Here is an 18,000-nt window from a genome sequence, read left to right as displayed (position 1 = left end):
TCTCTCGCGGTCACTCGCGGTCTTCGGCGGTCGAGCGGCGCCGCATCGCGAAGAAGGCCCCGACGCCCACGAGGATGACGACGCCCCCGACGATGCCGATGATGACCCCCGTCGAGCTCGAACCGTCGGAGGACTCACCGGAGGAGGCCGCCGGAACCGCCGACCACCAGCTCCAGTAACCGTCCTGGCCGTAGATGTTGCCCGCGGCCTTCGGCATCGTCTCGATCGACTCGATCTGGTCGGTGCGGTAGGCCTCGACCGCGTTCGGGTACGCCATGACGTTCATGTACCCGGTGTCGTACAGCCGCGATTCCATCTGCTTGACGAGGTCCGCCCGTTTGGCGGTGTCGTACTCGGCGAGTTGCTGGTCGTACAGGTCGTCGAACTGCTTGTCACAGATGAAGTTGTCCGTCGCACCGGTGTCCTTGGGGGTTGCCGGGAGCGCGCCGCAGGTCTGGATCGACAGGAGGAAGTCAGGGTCGGGGTTGGCGGACCAGCCGTCGAAGGCGATGTCGTACGTGCCCGCGAGCCAGGGATCGGTCACGTTGTCCAGGCAGTTGAGAGTGACACCGATGCCGAGCTCGCCCCACCACTCTTTCAGGTACTGTCCGACCGCCTTGTCGTTCGGGTCGGTGGCGTGGCACAGGACGCGGTAGTTGATCGGCTTGCCGTTCTTGCCGACGCGCTTTCCGTCCCCGTTCTTCTTGTAGCCCGCCTCGTCGAGGAGTTGGGCCGCCTCGGCCGGGTCGTAGAGCAGTTCCTGGCTCGCTGAAGGCTTCCAGAAGTAGTCGGAGAAGCGTGGCGGGATGTAGCCGGCGCCTTCGACGGCGTGGCCCTGGAAGACCTTGTCGATGAGCGCCTTGCGGTCGACGGCCATGAACAGCGCCTGCCGCACCTTCTCGTTGAGCAGCGACTCGTGCCCGTCGCCGAACTTCTGCCCGTTCTTGGCCTGGGCGCCCGGGTTGACGGCGAGGGCGTAGAAGCGGCGGCCCGGCGCGTCGTTGACCTTGATGTTCTTCTGGGTCTTGAGGGTGGCCGCCTGAGCGGGCGTCAGACCGAAGGTGAAGGACACCTCGCCCTTCTGCAGGGCGGCGACGGCGGCGTCGTTGTCCTTGTAGTACTTGAAGACCAGCTCGTCGAACTTGGGGGAGCCGCGCCAGAAGCTCTTGTTGGCCTTGAGCCGTACGTAACTGTCGGCCTTGTAGTCGGTGAGGATGAACGGTCCGTTGCCGACGATGGGGAAGCTCTTGTCGTTGTTGAACTTCGAGAAGTCCCCGACCTTCTCCCATACGTGCTTGGGCACGATCGGAACGTCGAGCGCGATCATCGTGGCCTGCGGCTTCTTCAGTTCGATGACGAGCTCGGTGGGGCTGGGGGCCGTGACCTTCTTGAAGTTGGCGACGAAACTGCCGTTGGCGGTGGCCGCGCCGTCGTCGGTCATCATCTTGTTGAAGGTCCAGGCAGCGTCCTCGGCGGTGGCCTGCTCGCCGTCCGACCACTTGGAGTCGGAGCGGATCGTGTAGGTCCAGGTGAGCTTGTCGGCCGAGGGCTGCCACTTGGTGGCGAGACCGGGGATGGCGTGGTTGTCCGTGGGGTCGTAGTTGGTCAGGTACTCGTACATCAGCCGGTGAATGCTCGTACTGACCAGGCGGCTCGCCAAGAACGGGCTCAACGAGTCGACGCTCTGCGCCACCGCGACGGTGAGGGTCTTCTTGCTCGCTTTGGCCTGAGCCTGGGCCTGGGCCTGCGGCTTGGCCTGGGTTTGGGCCTCGGCCTGTCGGGGTGCGGGATTGAGCGGGGTCGCGAGAGCGGCGGTGAGGGTGAGTGCCGCGGCGCCCGCGGCGGCGACGAGCCGCAAACGCCTTCTGCCGTACTGATGCTGTGTGTTCATGGGTCGGTGACCTCGCGTCATCGCTCGCACAGGGATGGCTTGTTGAACCGATTGAACTGAGGGAACACGGTTGATCGGGTGACGCCGGCGGGGTTGATGTGTGTGTCTACCAGCGGCACTCTGCGAACGTCAACGGCGCATGAACCCCATGTGGCCTGCGGAAATAACGAGTTGACGCGGATTTTTCCCTCATTGGTTCAGACCGCTGAAACCCTCCAGGTGGGGGCCTGACGGCGCGAAACGCCTGTGGATACGCAAAGGACCCGCACCGTACGGAGACGGTGCGGGCCCTGGCGGGAATCGGTCCCTCGAAAGGGGCCGATCGGGTTACTGCTGAGGGGGTGCCGGCGGCTGGAAGGGCTGGCCGGGCTGGGGCGGATACGGCTGTCCCTGGTGCGGCGGATACGGCTGGCCCGGTTGCTGCGGGTAGGCCTGTCCCGGCTGTTGAGGTTGTTGAGGTTGTTGGGGCTGCTGGGGGTAGGGCTGGCCGGGCTGCGGCGGATACGGCTGCCCGGGCTGAGGCTGCTGTGGAGCCTGTCCGGGGGCCGGCTGCCCGGGGGCGGGCTGAGCCGGGTACGGCTGGCCCTGGTACTGCTGACCCGGCCCCTGCTGGTACTGCTGACCGGGCAGCGGCGGCGCGGCCACCGGCGGCGGGTTGCCGTCGGACGTCCAGAGCCCGTGCGACTGCTGGTGGCGCGCGATGTCCTCGGCCACCATCGCGGAGAGGTTGAAGTACGCCTCCCGCACCTTGGGCCGCATCATGTCGAGGTCGACCTCGGCGCCCGCGGCCAGGTGCTCGTCGAAGGGCACGACGACAACACCGCGGCAGCGCGTCTCGAAGTGGCTGACGATGTCATCCACCTTGATGATCTTCCCGGTCTCGCGCACACCGGAGATGACGGTGATGGACCGCGAGACGAGATCCGCGTACCCGTGCGCCGACAGCCAGTCCAGCGTCGTACTGGCGCTGCTCGCACCGTCGACCGACGGCGTCGAGATGATGATGAGCTGGTCGGCGAGGTCGAGCACACCGCGCATGGCGCTGTACAGCAGACCCGTGCCCGAGTCGGTCAGGATGATCGGGTACTGCTTGCCCAGCACGTCGATCGCGCGACGGTAGTCCTCGTCGTTGAACGTGGTCGACACCGCCGGGTCGACGTCATTGGCGATGATCTCCAGGCCGGACGCGGCCTGGGACGTGAACCGCCTGATGTCCATGTACGAGTTGAGGTGCGGGATCGCCTGGACGAGGTCACGGATGGTGGCCCCGGTCTCGCGGCGCACGCGGCGCCCGAGCGTACCCGCGTCCGGGTTGGCGTCGATCGCGAGGATCTTGTCCTGCCGCTCGGTGGCGAGCGTCGAACCGAGCGCGGTGGTCGTGGTCGTCTTGCCCACACCGCCCTTGAGGCTGATGACGGCGATCCGGTAGCACGACAGCACCGGCGTACGGATCAGCTCCAACTTCCGCTGGCGCTCCGCCTCTTCCTTCTTCCCGCCGAGCTTGAACCGCGACGAGGCGGCAGCCGGGCGACCGCTCTTGGCCTTCTGCTTCTTGTTGTTGAGCAGCCGGTCGGAGGAGAGCTCCACCGCTGCGGTGTACCCGAGAGGGGCAGCACCGGGGTTGATGGGCTGCCGCTGGTCGTGCTGCACGGGCTGCGGCCAGGCAGTCCCGGCGCGAGGGTCTACGGGCGCGTGCGCCTGGGGCTGCGCGGTCGGCTGAACGGGGGGACCCTGCGGGGGCTGCACGTCGTACTGCTGCTGTACGGGCGGGTAGCCCGGCTGCGGCTGGGGCTGTCCCTGCTGCGGGTACGGCGGGGCCGCCTGCGCCTGCTCCTGCGGGTGCGGCGGACGCGGATCGGCTGGGGGCGCGGGCTGGTGGGGGAAGCCGTAACCGGGCTGGGGCGCGGGGGCGTTGGGTGCCTGCGGTGCGGGCGGCTGGTGGGGGAAGCCGTATCCCGGCTGCGGAACCGCGGGTGCTGCTCCTTGCGGAGGGAAGCCGTAACTGGGCGCCGGGGCGGGCGGGTTGGGTGCGGGGGCGGGCGGGTTGGGCGCTGCCGGTGCCGGTGCCGGTGCGCCGGGTTGCGGGAAGCCGTAGCTGCCTTGCGGGGTGGGGCTCGGGGCCGGAACGCTGGGCTGTGGGAAGCCGTAGCTTCCCTGCGGTTGCGGTTGCGGTTGAGCCTGCGGCTGTGGATGGGGTGCCTGCGCCGGAGCGTCGCCCGCCGGGGACGGCGGCGCAACGGCCGGGGACGGAACCTGGGGCGGTGCCGGAACCGGGTTCTCGAAGGCGGCCGGGTACACCGGTGCGGGCCCCTGCGCCGGACCGGCGGAAACGGGCGCACCGGGGGAGGGCCACGACGGCGGTGCCGCGGGCCGGGGTGCGGGCGGCTGTGCTTGGAACGGCTGGCCCGGCGCCGGCGGCTGGAACGGCTGACCCGGTGCGGGCGCGGGCGGCTGCGCCCGCGGCGGCTCCTGTACCAGGCCGGCGTCTGCCGCCGCGGGTTCCGTTGACGCGGGCCACTCCGCCGCAGGAGCGGGCGCCGCAGGCTGATAGGCGGGCGGCAACGGCGGCAGCCCACCCTGAGGGAGCGGCGGCGGAGCCCACGCGGGGGGAGCGTCCTGCACGGAGCCTTCCCCGCCAGGGCCGGAGTCGGGGACCACGTCCTGATGCTCGGCGTCCTGGGGCACCGCGATATTGACAGCGTCCTGCCGCGGCTCGACGGCACTGACTTCGTCGACCTGGTCGACCTCGTCGGCTGTGTCGCCGCCACCCGCGGCCCGCAGTTCCACGACCTCGCCGTCATCGGAGGAGTCCAACTCGGCGTCAGCCGGGGCTTCGTTCTGCACGACGTCTTCGTCTACATCTACGTCTGCGTCACTGCCGTCGCCGGAGTCGCCGGACCGGTCAGGAACACCCTCCGGAGCGGTATCGGTATAGGCAGCGGCATCCGTAGCCACCGGCGTCGCCCGCTCCGCGACCTCACGCTTCACAGCGCGAGCGGAGATCCGCATGGTCGCGCCGCTCTCCAGGTCCCCGTCGCCGGTCTCCGCCTCGTCGGCAGCGGCAGCGGGCGCGGCCGGAGGGGTGGCGGGCCCCAACTGGAGGGGCAGATTCGGCAGCGCGGTCGGACCTCCCGCGACCGGACTTACCACCGGCGGCACGGAAGACGTCCCCCAAGCCGGAGCTTCCGGCGCGGCCGGGGCGTCTGAACCGGCCGAGGCCGAACCCGCCGAAGCCGAAACCGCCGAGGCCGAAACGTCCGCGTCGGGACCCTCCGCGGTATCCGAAGTGTCCGAGCCCTCGGAGATCTCCGAAGCGTCCGAGACCTCAGCGGCGTCGGAAGCGTCAGCGCTCTCCGAGTCCTCCGCGTCGTCCGAGTCCCCCGAATCCGCATCCGCATCCGGTTCCGGTTCCGGTTCCGAAGGTCCGTCCCCCGAACTCCCCGAGGCGTTCTGCGTGTACCAGGCCGGCGGCGCGTAGTCGATGGTGAACTCGCCCGTCGTCTCGACGGCGGACTCCGCGTCGGAGTGGTCATCGCCGGGTGTGGCCCAGCCCCCGCGGATGCCGTCCCGATCGCTGTTCACAGTTCCTCCTGGTGTGGTCGAGCCCCCTGTTGCGGCGCCGTGCCGGGGCGGGACGTAGTCGATCCGTCCACGGGCTCTGGCGTCGCGCCCGGCCCCAGCCTAATCACCACGACTGTCAATAGGGCAGGCCCGTCCGCCCCACCGCGGCTGCCCGCTACGTCACACCCTGCCCAGAAGTGGCGTACGCACGTGCACTATTGACCAACAAAGCGGACAAACAGTGTCATCAAGGTGACCGCGTCACGAGTGAGCCTCGGCCCGCCCCTCCCCTTGTACCCCGTCCGCGCCGACGGCGGACAGCAAGCCGACAACCGTCCTTGGAAAGGCCGGTAAACAAGCCCCGCCACGCGCCGGGTACTTGTGGGGCGGTCAGCAAGCCCCTCACCAAGGGCACTGGGCACAAGGGGCGCGTGACACAGCGAGTGAAGAGATGCGCGACGAAGCGCATGACATGAAAAGGCGGCCGGCGCGGCACCCCGCCGCATCGACCGCCTAGCCCTCCCGCTCAGCTGTGAGCCGCCCGCCCTACTCGGCCGCCAGCCCGCCATTGTGCGGCGCCGGCTCGAGATCGAACTCCCCGTCCCGGGCCCCGAGCACAAAGGCCCGCCACTCCGCCTCCGTGTACCGCAGGACCGTGTCGGGGTCGAGAGAGGACCGCATGGCCACCGCGCCCTCGGGCAGGTACGCGATCTCCACCCGCTCCTCGTGCTCCTCCGTGCCCGGCGCGCTCAGCCATTCGACACCCGAGATGTCGAGGGCGTAGAGCTCGTCCTTCTCTCGCTCCTTGCGCGCCTTGACGTCCTTGTCCGCTTCCTCGGCCATGTTCCGGCGGCCCCTTCCCCACATACGAAAGACCTGTCCGCTCAGCCTAGTGGCCTGGTCCTCGCCGTACGGGCGGGTTCGGGGACCGGGTAAGCCGGATCCTTTCGGGCTGGTAACCTGTGTAACGGCCGTTTGTGTACGCACCCCCGGAGCCCATGGCTCTGGAGGCCGCGCCCAGCGGATCCCGCCTCCCGAGTACCGGAAGCTCCCCTGAGATGTGGACCAGGGGCACTCGGTGGCACATCACAGACTACGAGGAGTACGCGTGCCGCTCGACGCCGCAACGAAGAAGCAGCTCATCACCGAGTTCGGCCAGAAGGAGGGCGACACCGGCTCCCCCGAGGTCCAGGTCGCCATGCTCTCGCGCCGTATCTCGGACCTGACCGAGCACCTCAAGACACACAAGCACGACCACCACTCCCGCCGTGGTCTGCTGATCCTGGTCGGTCAGCGTCGCCGCCTGCTGCAGTACCTGGCCAAGAAGGACATCCAGCGCTTCCGTGCGCTGGTCGACCGCCTGGGCATCCGCCGCGGTGCGGCGGGCGCCAAGTAAGACGCCGTGAGAGGGAGCGGTTCCCACTTCTAGGGGGCCGCTCCCTTTTGCTGTACGTGCTCTAGGTGCGGAGTGTCACCGACGCTTTGTAGTGTGGTAGCGCGACGCAATACGCAGGACACAGCAGGTACGAAAGAAGTAAGTACGAACACAGCGTGATGACACCCCGCCCGCCGGGCAGGGAACCGTCACGACACTGAACGAGGAGAAGCGCACCTCGCCGCCGCCGGTCCTCGGTAGTGGCCCCCGGGGAAACATGAGCCCGGGTGCTTCGATCGAAGACCGGCCAGCACAAGAAGGAGCGCTTCTCCGCCACTGTCCCCCTGCCACACGGGCAGGACGGGGCGAAAGACGAAAAGTATCGGAGAAAACGCTAGTGGAGAACGAGACCCACTACGCCGAGGCCGTTATCGACAACGGTTCCTTCGGCACCCGCACCATCCGCTTCGAGACGGGCCGGCTGGCCAGGCAGGCCGCCGGATCCGCCGTCGCGTACCTGGACGACGACACCATGGTGCTGTCGGCCACCACCGCCTCCAAGAAGCCCAAGGAAAATCTCGACTTCTTCCCCCTCACGGTGGACGTCGAGGAGCGGATGTACGCCGCCGGCAAGATCCCCGGCAGCTTCTTCCGCCGTGAGGGCCGTCCCTCTGAGGACGCCATCCTCACCTGTCGCCTGATCGACCGCCCGCTGCGCCCGTCCTTCAAGAAGGGCCTGCGCAACGAGATCCAGGTCGTCGCGACGATCATGGCGCTCAACCCCGACCACCTGTACGACGTCGTGGCGATCAACGCCGCCTCCGCGTCCACGCAGCTGGCCGGTCTGCCCTTCTCCGGCCCGATCGGCGGCGTCCGCGTCGCGCTGATCAACGGCCAGTGGGTCGCGTTCCCGACGCACACCGAGCTCGAGGACGCCGTCTTCGACATGGTCGTCGCGGGCCGCGCCCTGGAGGACGGCGACGTCGCGATCATGATGGTCGAGGCCGAGGCCACCGAGAAGACCATCCAGCTGATCGCGGGCGGCGCCGAGGCGCCGACCGAGGAGGTCGTCGCCGCCGGTCTGGACGCCGCGAAGCCCTTCATCAAGGTGCTCTGCAGGGCCCAGGCCGACCTCGCCGCGAAGGCCGCCAAGCCCACCGGCGAGTTCCCGGTCTTCCTCGACTACCAGGACGACGTCCTGGAGTCCCTGACCGCCGCGGTCAAGAGCGAGCTCTCCCAGGCGCTCACCATCGCCGGCAAGCAGGACCGCGAGGCCGAGCTGGACCGCATCAAGGAGATCGCCGCCGAGAAGCTGCTCCCGCAGTTCGAGGGCCGCGAGAAGGAGATCTCCGCCGCGTACCGCTCGCTGACCAAGTCCCTGGTGCGCGAGCGCGTCATCAAGGACAAGGTCCGCATCGACGGCCGAGGCGTCACGGACATCCGTACGCTCGCCGCCGAGGTCGAGGCCATCCCGCGCGTGCACGGCTCGGCGCTGTTCGAGCGTGGCGAGACCCAGATCCTGGGCGTCACCACCCTGAACATGCTCCGCATGGAGCAGCAGCTGGACACCCTCTCCCCGGTGACCCGCAAGCGCTACATGCACAACTACAACTTCCCGCCGTACTCCGTCGGTGAGACGGGCCGCGTCGGCTCCCCCAAGCGCCGCGAGATCGGCCACGGCGCGCTCGCCGAGCGCGCGATCGTGCCGGTTCTGCCGTCGCGCGAGGACTTCCCGTACGCGATCCGTCAGGTGTCCGAGGCCCTCGGCTCCAACGGCTCGACGTCCATGGGCTCGGTCTGCGCCTCCACCATGTCGCTGCTGAACGCCGGTGTGCCCCTCAAGGCCGCCGTCGCCGGTATCGCCATGGGCCTGATCTCCCAGGAGATCGACGGCCAGACGCACTACGTCGCCCTCACCGACATCCTCGGTGCGGAGGACGCCTTCGGTGACATGGACTTCAAGGTCGCCGGCACCAAGGAGTTCGTGACCGCCCTCCAGCTGGACACCAAGCTGGACGGCATCCCGGCCTCCGTCCTGGCCGCGGCCCTCAAGCAGGCCCGCGACGCCCGCCTCCACATCCTCGACGTGATGATGGAAGCGATCGACACGCCGGACGAGATGTCCCCGAACGCCCCGCGGATCATCACGGTCAAGATCCCCGTGGACAAGATCGGTGAGGTCATCGGCCCGAAGGGCAAGATGATCAACCAGATCCAGGAGGACACCGGCGCCGACATCACGATCGAGGACGACGGCACCATCTACATCGGTGCCCAGCAGGGCTCGCAGGCCGAGGCCGCGCGCGCCACGATCAACGCGATCGCCAACCCGACCATGCCGGAGGTCGGCGAGCGCTACCTGGGTACGGTCGTCAAGACCACCACCTTCGGTGCGTTCGTGTCGCTGCTCCCGGGCAAGGACGGACTGCTGCACATCTCGCAGATCCGCAAGCTCGCCGGCGGCAAGCGCGTGGAGAACGTCGAGGACGTGCTCGGCGTGGGCTCCAAGGTCCAGGTCGAGATCGCCGAGATCGACTCCCGCGGCAAGCTCTCCCTGATCCCCGTGGTCGAGGGCGAAGAGGGCGACGACAAGAAGGACGACACCGACAAGTGACGTCAAGCAGCTCCACGGCGACGGCCCGCACCTCTTCTGAGGCGCGGGCCGTCGCCCGTACCCAAACCCTCATCAAGGGCGAGAACGGCATCGGTACGGTCCGTAAGACCACCCTCCCCGGCGGCCTGCGCATCGTCACCGAAACCCTCCCCTCCGTACGCTCCGCCACCTTCGGCATCTGGGCGCATGTCGGCTCCCGCGACGAGACCCCGACGCTGAACGGCGCGACGCACTACCTGGAACACCTGCTCTTCAAAGGCACCCAGCGCAGGTCCGCCCTGGACATCTCCTCCGCCATCGACGCGGTCGGCGGCGAGATGAACGCGTTCACGGCGAAGGAGTACACCTGCTACTACGCGCGCGTGCTCGACACCGACCTCCCGCTCGCCATCGACGTCGTGTGCGACATGCTCACCGGCTCGCTGATCGAGCAGGCGGACGTCGACGCCGAGCGCGGTGTGATCCTCGAAGAGATCGCGATGACCGAGGACGACCCGGGCGACTGCGTGCACGACCTGTTCGCGCACACCATGCTCGGCGACACCCCGCTCGGCCGTCCGGTCCTCGGCACGGTCGACACGGTCAACGCCCTCGGCGCCGACCGCATCCGCCGCTTCTACAAGAAGCACTACGACCCGACGCACCTCGTCGTGGCCTGCGCGGGCAATGTCGACCACAACAAGGTCGTACGACAGGTCCGCGCCGCCTTCGAGAAGGCGGGCGCCCTCAAGGGCCCGGACGCCACTCCTTTCGCCCCGCGCGAAGGCAGCCGCGCCATCCGCACCGCGGGCCGTGTCGAACTGGTCGGCCGCAAGACCGAGCAGGCCCATGTCGTCCTCGGCATGCCAGGCCTGGCCCGCACGGACGAGCGTCGCTGGGCGCTCGGCGTGCTGAACACCGCCCTCGGCGGCGGCATGTCCTCCCGCCTCTTCCAGGAGGTCCGCGAGAAGCGCGGCCTGGCCTACAGCGTGTACTCGTACACGTCGGGCTTCGCCGACTGCGGCCTCTTCGGCGTGTACGCGGGCTGCCGCCCGAGCCAGGTCCACGACGTGCTCAAGATCTGCCGCGACGAGCTCGACCAGGTCGCCGAGCACGGCCTCTCGGACGACGAGATCGGCCGCGCCGTCGGCCAGCTCCAGGGCTCCACCGTCCTCGGCCTCGAGGACACCGGCGCGCTGATGAACCGTATCGGCAAGAGCGAGCTGTGCTGGGGCGAGCAGATGTCCGTCGACGACATGCTGGTCCGGATCGCGTCGGTCACCCCGGACGAGGTCCGCTCGGTCGCGCACGACATCCTGGGACAGCGACCCTCGCTGTCGGTCATCGGCCCGCTCAAGGACAAGCAGGCTTCGCGTCTGCACGAAGCGGTCGCGTAAGTCCTCGACCGGTCGCGTAAGTCCTCGACTAAGGAAGCAAGAAGATGAGCAAGCTGCGCGTGGCGGTCCTCGGTGCCAAGGGCCGTATCGGAGCCGAGGCGGTACGAGCCGTCGAGGCCGCCGAGGACCTGGAGCTGGTGGCCGCGCTCGGCCGGGGCGACAAGCTGGAGACGCTGGCCGAGACTGGCGCCCAGGTCGCCGTCGAACTCACCACGCCCGCCTCGGTGATGGACAACCTCGACTTCTGCGTACGGCACGGCATCCACGCCGTCGTCGGCACGACGGGCTGGACCGACGAGCGCCTTGAACAGCTGAGGACCTGGCTGTCCGGCTCCCCGGAGACCGGTGTGCTCATCGCGCCCAACTTCTCCATCGGCGCCGTACTGACCATGAAGTTCGCCGAGGTCGCCGCGCCGTACTTCGAGTCCGTCGAGGTCATCGAGCTGCACCACCCGAACAAGGTGGACGCCCCCAGCGGCACCGCCACGCGCACCGCCCAGCTCATCGCGGCGGCCCGGGAGCGCGCGGGCAGCACCCCGCAGCCCGACGCCACGGCCACCGCCCTGGACGGCGCCCGCGGCGCGAATGTCGACGGGGTGCCCGTGCACTCCGTACGCCTCCGTGGCCTCCTCGCCCACCAGGAGGTCCTGCTCGGCGGCGAGGGCGAGACCCTCACCATCCGCCACGACTCCCTCCACCACAGCAGCTTCATGCCGGGCATCCTGCTCGGCGCCCGCCGCGTGGTGACCACTCCAGGCCTCACCTTCGGCCTGGAACACTTCCTGGACCTGAACTAGAAGCCATGCGCGCGAAGCTCACATACGCCATCACGGCGGCCGTCCTGGTCGCCTACTTCCTGCTGGTCGGCTGGCGCGGCGTCCTGCTCATCCAGGCCGGCACGCTCCTCACCGTCACCTTCGGTGTCGCGGTGCTGATCCTGCCGGTCATCGGCGTCTGGTTCCTCTGGAAGAACACCCAGTTCGTCCGCAAGGCCAACCGTCTCGCCGCCGAACTCGACGCCGAAGGCGGCCTGCCCGTCGACGAGTTGAAGCGCACGGCGGGCGGTCGCATCGACCGCGACTCGGCCGACGAGGTCTTCGCCAAGCGCAAGGCCGAGACCGAGGACGCCCCGGACGACTGGCGCAGTTGGTTCCGCCTCGCGATCGCGTACCACGACGCCCGCGACACCCCGCGCGCCCGCAAGGCGATGCAACGAGCGATCGCACTGCGCGAGGGCAGGCCCCCGGTGGAAGCCTGAGAGGTACTGAGAGGTACTGAGAGGTACTGAGAGGTACGGAGAGATACGACGAAGGGGCCGGCCCGCGTTCTGCGGACCGGCCCCTTTCGCGTTCGCGTCAGTGCCGAGGGCTCAGGCCCGCCTGTACTCCTCAGCCCACACCTCGATGGCGTCCGCCGCCCGGTCGAAGGCCTCCACACGCGCCAGGAAGTCGGCGCCGTGCGAGGTCAGCAGCGGCGGCAGGTCGTCGGGCGCACGATCCTTGCGTACGAGAAGCAGCGCCTGGCCCTGAACGGTGCGCGGCAGTCCGAGCCAGCGCACCGGCTGCTGCACCGTGCGCACCGCGACGACCTGTGCCCACTGCGTCGTACTCGTACGGAAGAAGCTCACCCGGCGCACTCCCCGAGCGCTCACCCAGACGCCCGCCCGCAGCAGTCGCAGCGCGCAGAGTATGGCGAGCACGGCACCGCCGAAGCAGGCCACGGCGCCGGTCAGGGTCCCGGTGACCGCGATGATGACGGCGGCGAAGAGCACGTACGAGGCCAGCAGCAGGACGAGCGCGGCCGCGCCGACCCGCCACGGCCCGGGCCGGTAGGGACGCCGCCAGTGGTCGCGGTCGTCGAACGGCAGCGCGAGGTCTTCCGCCACCTCGTCAAAAGCGCGGTCCGCCGTCAGGAAGGGCAGGGGCACGATTGATCCTCACTCAATCCACGCATGGGCTGTGCCCGGTGAGGTTATCGAGCCGGGTCCCCGCTCACCACCCTTGGGGGTCCGGATGAGTCAGTGGCCGTGGGACGCCTCGGACTGCTGCGTCGTCGCGGATGTCTGGTCCGCGGATGACTTGTGCAGGGACAAGGCGGGCATTCCGATGATCAGAGCACCCGCGATCCCCGCGACCACGGTGAGTCCTATCAGCCATCGGCCGACCATCTGACTGGCGGACGGACGCTCACGGGGCGGGGGAGTGACATTGCTGCGGAACTGGTCGGCCTCGGCGATGAAGGCGAAGGGAACGGGCTCGCGCCGACGGAGCATGGGGACTGCTTCTCCTCTGGAGACTCGAACGAATCGTTGTCACCAATACAGACGAGCGAACGCCCCAAGAGGTGCCCAATTTCACCGAATTCGCAGAAGTTCGCCATCTAATGTCGCGGCACGCCACCGAACGCCCCGCTGTCGGTGCCGGGCCGTAGAGTGGGCGCCGCCCGAGCCTGTGATGGGAAGGACCCTCTCCACCGTGACCGACACCCCCGCCGACGACCTCAAGCCCAGCTTCCACAGCGATGTCACCGTCGAGCTGGTCAAGCACACCGCGTCCGACTCGGACGTGCTGTTCGCCGCCCGCGTCTCGACCCTCGGTGAGCAGTCGCTGGACGAGTTGAAGAAGGACCCGGAGCGCTCAAAGGGCCTGCTCAACTACCTGATGCGGGACCGGCACGGCAGCCCCTTCGAGCACAACTCGATGACGTTCCTCATCAGCGCCCCGATCTTTGTGTTCCGCGAGTTCATGCGGCACCGCGTCGGCTGGTGCATCGCGGGGGACACTGAGATCACCCTTGAGAGCGAAGCGGGCAACCTGCGTCGGCGTACCATTGCGGAGCTGTACAAGCTCTGGCATCTGGGCGTCGAGGACCGGCTCCCGCACTCAGCCGGCGGCGTGACGTGGCACAGCCGGGCCGGTAAGTGGATGGCCCAGGTCCGGCGTGGCGAAACCAACCACTATCTCGGCCTCTACGAGAGCCGCGAGGCGGCCGAGTCCGCCGTCGTGGAGTTCCGCGAGCAGCACCCCAGCACCCGTCTTCGCAAGCTCGAATCAGTGCGCCGCAACCACGTGCGCTGCTACGACGAGGAGACACTGCTAGCCCAGCGCGCCAGGATCGTCGATGTGATCGAATCCGGTGTCAAATCTCTGATCAAGGTCACCACCGCTTCCGGGAAGACGCTCCGCTGCACGGTCGACCATGCGGTGTTCACCCCCGATGGCTGGTGCAAGGCGGGCGAACTCGTCGTCGGGGACGCCGTCATGGTGGCAGGCACCGCCCCACGCCCATCAGAGGCCCTCGTTCCGCCGAGCCTGCGGCGCGGCATCGGGGTATGGACCTCCATGCAGCGTCAGCGGCTGATCAAGGACGTCGATACGTGCCATCTCTGCGGCGAGGACTTCCCGCGTGACCAACTCGCCGTTGACCACATCGTCCCCGTGGCGAGCGACCTGACGCAGGCCCTCGACGAGCAGAACCTCGCCCCCGCCTGTGAGACCTGCCATGCAGTCAAGAGCGCCGGAGAGCAGGCACTGGCCCGGCGCGGCGGCAAGATCGCCAAGGCTGTGCCGGACTCGATCGTCTCCATCGAGCACGATGGTGAGGAGATGACGTACGACCTGTCTGTCGAAGGCCCCTGGCACAATTTTCTTGCCAACGGCATCGTCGTACACAACTCGTACAACGAGGAGAGCGGGCGCTACCGCGAGCTCCAGCCGGTCTTCTACGTCCCGGGCGAGTCTCGCAAGCTGATCCAGGAGGGCCGCCCCGGCAAGTACGTCTTCGTCGAGGGCACCCCGGCGCAGCAGGAACTCACGGGCCGCGTCATGGAGGACTCATACCGTCAGGCGTACGAGGCGTACCAGGAAATGCTCGCCGCCGGCGTAGCCCGCGAGATCGCCCGCGCGGTCCTGCCCGTAGGCCTTTTCTCCTCGATGTACGCCACTTGCAACGCTCGCTCGCTGATGCACTTCCTCGGCCTGCGCACCCAGCACGAGCTGGCCAAGGTCCCGTCCTTCCCGCAGCGCGAGATCGAGATGGTCGGGGAGAAGATGGAAGCGGAGTGGGCGAAGCTGATGCCGCTCACGTATGCGGCCTTCAACGCCAACGGGCGCGTGGCGCCGTAGCGCGCTTCCGCACGCCTTCCGGCACAGATGTGCGGGTGGCCTGAGCGAAGTGTCCGTATTGCGGCATTTCGAGAAGTTCATCTAGCCTGATCAAACGGACCCGGCACTGCTTGAACCCCCGAGCAGGCAGTGCCGGGCTCCACCTTTGTCACGACTTGTCGCATGCCCCTAGGGCAGACCCCACCTTGAGCAGCGAGTAGCGTATTACCCATGGCTCCGACCTCCACTCCGCAGACCCCCTTCGGGCGGGTCCTCACCGCCATGGTCACGCCCTTCACGGCGGACGGCGCGCTCGACCTCGACGGCGCGCAGCGGCTCGCAACCCACCTGGTGGACGCAGGCAACGACGGCCTGGTCGTCAACGGCACCACCGGCGAGTCCCCGACCACCAGCGACGCGGAGAAAACGGATGTTGTACGGGCCGTACTGGAGGCAGTCGGCGACCGTGCCCACGTCGTCGCCGGCGTCGGCACGAATGACACCCATCACAGCATCGAGCTCGCCCGAGCCGCCGAGAAGGTCGGCGCGCACGGCCTGCTGACCGTCACGCCGTACTACAACAAGCCCCCGCAGGAGGGCCTGTACCGGCACTTCACAGCCATCGCCGACGCCACCGAACTGCCGGTGATGCTCTACGACATCCCCGGCCGCAGCGGCGTACCGATCAGCACCGAAACGCTGGTGCGCCTCGCCGCGCACCCGCGTATCGTCGCGAACAAGGACGCCAAGGGAGACCTCGGCCGAGCCAGCTGGGCCATCGCCCGCTCCGGCCTCGCCTGGTACTCCGGCGACGACATGCTGAACCTCCCGCTGCTCTCCGTGGGCGCCGTCGGCTTCGTCTCCGTCGTCGGCCACGTCGTCACCCCGGAGCTGCGTGCCCTGGTGGACGCCTTCGCGAGCGGCGACGTTCAGAAGGCCACCGAGATCCACCAGAAGCTGCTGCCCGTCTTCACCGGCATGTTCCGCACCCAGGGCGTCATGACGACCAAGGCCGCGCTCACCCTCCTGGGCCTGCCTGCCGGACCGCTGCGCGCCCCGATGGTCGAGCTGTCGCCCGCGGAGACCGCCCAGCTCAAGATCGATCTTGCCGCCGGCGGGGTACAGCTCTAAATACAGACTTCACAACTGAATACGTACGACAACGCAGGCCACAGGGCCTGTAGCCCACACGACAACTGCTACTGCACGAACGTCACGCGCGCCACGTGCCTTGCCAGGTACGTGGCGCGTGTGGTGAGGAGAGTCTTTTGAGTCATCCGCATCCTGAACTCGGCGCCCCGCCGAAGCTCCCGAAGGGTGGCCTGCGGGTCACCCCGCTCGGCGGCCTCGGTGAAATCGGCCGGAACATGACGGTCTTCGAGTACGACGGTCGTCTGCTGATCGTCGACTGCGGAGTGCTCTTCCCTGAGGAGGAGCAACCCGGAATCGACCTGATCCTGCCGGACTTCACGTCCATCAGAGACCGCCTCGACGACATCGAGGGCATCGTCCTCACCCATGGCCACGAGGACCACATCGGCGGCGTCCCCTTCCTCCTGCGTGAGAAGCCGGACATCCCGCTGATCGGCTCCAAGCTGACCCTCGCTCTCATCGAGGCGAAGCTCCAGGAGCACCGCATCCGCCCCTACACCCTCGAAGTCGCGGAGGGCCACCGCGAGCGCATCGGCCCCTTCGACTGCGAGTTCGTCGCGGTCAACCACTCCATCCCGGACGCCCTCGCGGTCGCCATCCGCACCCCCGCGGGCATGGTGGTCCACACCGGCGACTTCAAGATGGACCAGCTCCCGCTGGACGGCCGTCTCACGGACCTGCACGCCTTCGCGCGGCTGAGTGAGGAAGGCATCGACCTTCTCCTCTCGGACTCGACGAACGCCGAGGTCCCGGGCTTCGTCCCGCCCGAGCGCGACATCTCGAACGTGCTGCGCCAGGTGTTCGCCGGCGCCCGCAAGCGGATCATCGTGGCGAGCTTCGCCAGCCACGTGCACCGCATCCAGCAGGTCCTGGACGCGGCCCATGAGAACGGCCGCAGGGTCGCCTTCGTCGGCCGCTCGATGGTCCGCAACATGGGCATCGCGAGGGACCTGGGCTATCTGAAGGTCCCGCCGGGCCTGGTCGTCGACGTCAAGACGCTCGACGACCTGCCCGACAGCGAGATCGTGCTGGTCTGCACGGGATCCCAGGGCGAGCCGATGGCCGCGCTGTCCCGCATGGCCAACCGCGACCACCAGATCCGCATCGTCCAGGGTGACACGGTGATCCTCGCGTCGTCGCTCATCCCGGGCAACGAGAACGCGGTCTACCGCGTCATCAACGGCCTGACCCGCTGGGGCGCGAACGTCGTCCACAAGGGCAACGCCAAGGTGCACGTCTCGGGCCACGCGTCCGCGGGCGAGCTCGTGTACTTCTACAACATCTGCAGGCCGAAGAACCTGATGCCGGTTCACGGCGAATGGCGCCACCTACGGGCCAACGCCGAGCTGGGCGCCCTCACCGGTGTGCCGCACGACCGCATCGTGATCGCCGAGGACGGCGTCGTCGTCGACCTCATCGGGGGCAAGGCCAAGATCTCCGGCAAGGTCCAGGCGGGATACGTGTACGTCGACGGCCTCTCGGTCGGCGATGTGGGCGAGCCCGCGCTCAAGGACCGGCGCATCCTCGGCGACGAGGGCATCATCTCGGTCTTCGTGGTGATGGACGCCAGTACCGGCAAGATCACCGGCGGTCCGCACGTCCAGGCCCGCGGCTCAGGCATCGACGACTCGGCCTTCACCGACGTGATCCCGAAGGTCAGGGAAGTCCTGGAGAAGTCGGCACAGGACGGCGTCGTCGAGCCCCACCAGATGCAGCAGCTCATCCGCCGCACGCTGGGCAAGTGGGTCTCGGACAACTACCGCCGACGCCCGATGATCCTCCCGGTCGTCGTCGAGGTCTGACACTCGCACGAGCTCAACCAGGAGCGGGGGGGGGGGGGATATATAGAAGACCGCCCGGCAACCCAAAGTATAAGAAAAACCGAAACAGAAAAAACCAAAACCACAACGACGAGAAGGGAAAGAGAG

At 68.3% G+C, this 18,000-nt stretch carries 12 protein-coding genes and 2 pseudogenes; 9 read left to right on the top strand and 5 right to left on the bottom strand.

Going from position 1 to position 18,000, the window contains the following annotated elements; translation table 11 throughout:
• Positions 1–10: 10 nt before the first annotated feature.
• From AB0N66_RS04420 to AB0N66_RS04410, 3 genes are all read right to left on the bottom strand, one after another.
• On the bottom strand, positions 11–1,891 hold the full coding sequence (locus AB0N66_RS04420; protein ID WP_365428531.1) for an ABC transporter substrate-binding protein: 1,881 nt from the start codon (positions 1,889–1,891) through the stop codon (positions 11–13).
• A gap of 327 nt (positions 1,892–2,218) precedes the next feature.
• Complete coding sequence (locus tag AB0N66_RS04415) at positions 2,219–5,473, bottom strand: SCO5717 family growth-regulating ATPase (RefSeq protein WP_365428528.1); 3,255 nt, start codon at positions 5,471–5,473, stop codon at positions 2,219–2,221.
• A gap of 525 nt (positions 5,474–5,998) precedes the next feature.
• Positions 5,999–6,295, bottom strand: a complete 297-nt coding sequence (locus AB0N66_RS04410) for a DUF397 domain-containing protein (protein ID WP_365428525.1) — start codon at positions 6,293–6,295, stop codon at positions 5,999–6,001.
• Between the two features lie 265 nt (positions 6,296–6,560).
• On the opposite strand from AB0N66_RS04410, the gene rpsO reads away from it, so the two are divergent.
• The 5 genes from rpsO (at position 6,561) to AB0N66_RS04385 (ending at position 12,075) form a co-directional block, all read left to right on the top strand.
• On the top strand, positions 6,561–6,848 hold the full coding sequence (gene rpsO, locus AB0N66_RS04405) for a 30S ribosomal protein S15 (protein ID WP_020128575.1): 288 nt from the start codon (positions 6,561–6,563) through the stop codon (positions 6,846–6,848).
• 376 nt (positions 6,849–7,224) lie between these two features.
• On the top strand, positions 7,225–9,441 hold the full coding sequence (locus tag AB0N66_RS04400) for a polyribonucleotide nucleotidyltransferase (protein ID WP_365428522.1): 2,217 nt from the start codon (positions 7,225–7,227) through the stop codon (positions 9,439–9,441).
• Positions 9,438–10,817: a pitrilysin family protein gene (locus AB0N66_RS04395; protein ID WP_365428519.1), complete on the top strand. Its 1,380-nt coding sequence runs from the start codon at positions 9,438–9,440 to the stop codon at positions 10,815–10,817. Before AB0N66_RS04400 ends, AB0N66_RS04395 begins: the two co-directional genes overlap by 4 nt.
• Positions 10,818–10,861: 44 nt before the next feature.
• Positions 10,862–11,614, top strand: a complete 753-nt coding sequence (dapB, locus tag AB0N66_RS04390) for a 4-hydroxy-tetrahydrodipicolinate reductase (RefSeq protein WP_365428516.1) — start codon at positions 10,862–10,864, stop codon at positions 11,612–11,614.
• A 5-nt stretch (positions 11,615–11,619) separates the two neighbouring features.
• Positions 11,620–12,075 carry a hypothetical protein gene (locus AB0N66_RS04385; RefSeq protein ID WP_365428513.1) on the top strand — a complete coding sequence of 152 codons (456 nt, stop codon included), beginning with the start codon at positions 11,620–11,622 and terminating at the stop codon, positions 12,073–12,075.
• 111 nt (positions 12,076–12,186) lie between these two features.
• Here the strand turns inward: AB0N66_RS04385 and AB0N66_RS04380 are convergent, their stop codons facing one another.
• Both AB0N66_RS04380 and AB0N66_RS04375 read right to left on the bottom strand, forming a co-directional pair.
• A complete protein-coding gene (locus tag AB0N66_RS04380) occupies positions 12,187–12,744 on the bottom strand; it encodes a hypothetical protein (RefSeq protein ID WP_365428510.1) in 558 nt (185 codons plus the stop codon).
• A 90-nt stretch (positions 12,745–12,834) separates the two neighbouring features.
• Positions 12,835–13,089 (bottom strand): hypothetical protein, encoded by a 255-nt coding sequence (locus AB0N66_RS04375; protein ID WP_365428507.1) that lies wholly within the window; start codon positions 13,087–13,089, stop codon positions 12,835–12,837.
• A gap of 202 nt (positions 13,090–13,291) precedes the next feature.
• Between AB0N66_RS04375 and AB0N66_RS04370 the strand changes: the two are divergent.
• From AB0N66_RS04370 to AB0N66_RS04355, 4 genes and pseudogenes are all read left to right on the top strand, one after another.
• Positions 13,292–14,488 (top strand): annotated as a pseudogene (locus AB0N66_RS04370) (FAD-dependent thymidylate synthase); the annotation flags it as partial.
• A 3-nt stretch (positions 14,489–14,491) separates the two neighbouring features.
• Positions 14,492–14,941, top strand: a pseudogene (gene thyX / locus AB0N66_RS04365) (FAD-dependent thymidylate synthase); the annotation flags it as partial.
• A 210-nt stretch (positions 14,942–15,151) separates the two neighbouring features.
• On the top strand, positions 15,152–16,051 hold the full coding sequence (gene dapA / locus AB0N66_RS04360) for a 4-hydroxy-tetrahydrodipicolinate synthase (protein WP_365428504.1): 900 nt from the start codon (positions 15,152–15,154) through the stop codon (positions 16,049–16,051).
• Positions 16,052–16,188: 137 nt separating this feature from the next.
• Positions 16,189–17,874, top strand: coding sequence for a ribonuclease J (locus AB0N66_RS04355; protein WP_365428501.1), 1,686 nt, complete (start codon positions 16,189–16,191; stop codon positions 17,872–17,874).
• Positions 17,875–18,000 lie beyond the last annotated feature (126 nt).

Source organism: Streptomyces sp. NPDC093544 (assembly GCF_040683495.1).
Classification (GTDB): domain Bacteria; phylum Actinomycetota; class Actinomycetes; order Streptomycetales; family Streptomycetaceae; genus Streptomyces.
Note: the sequence above shows the minus strand (reverse complement) of the source record. Positions and strands in the feature narration are given on the sequence as shown.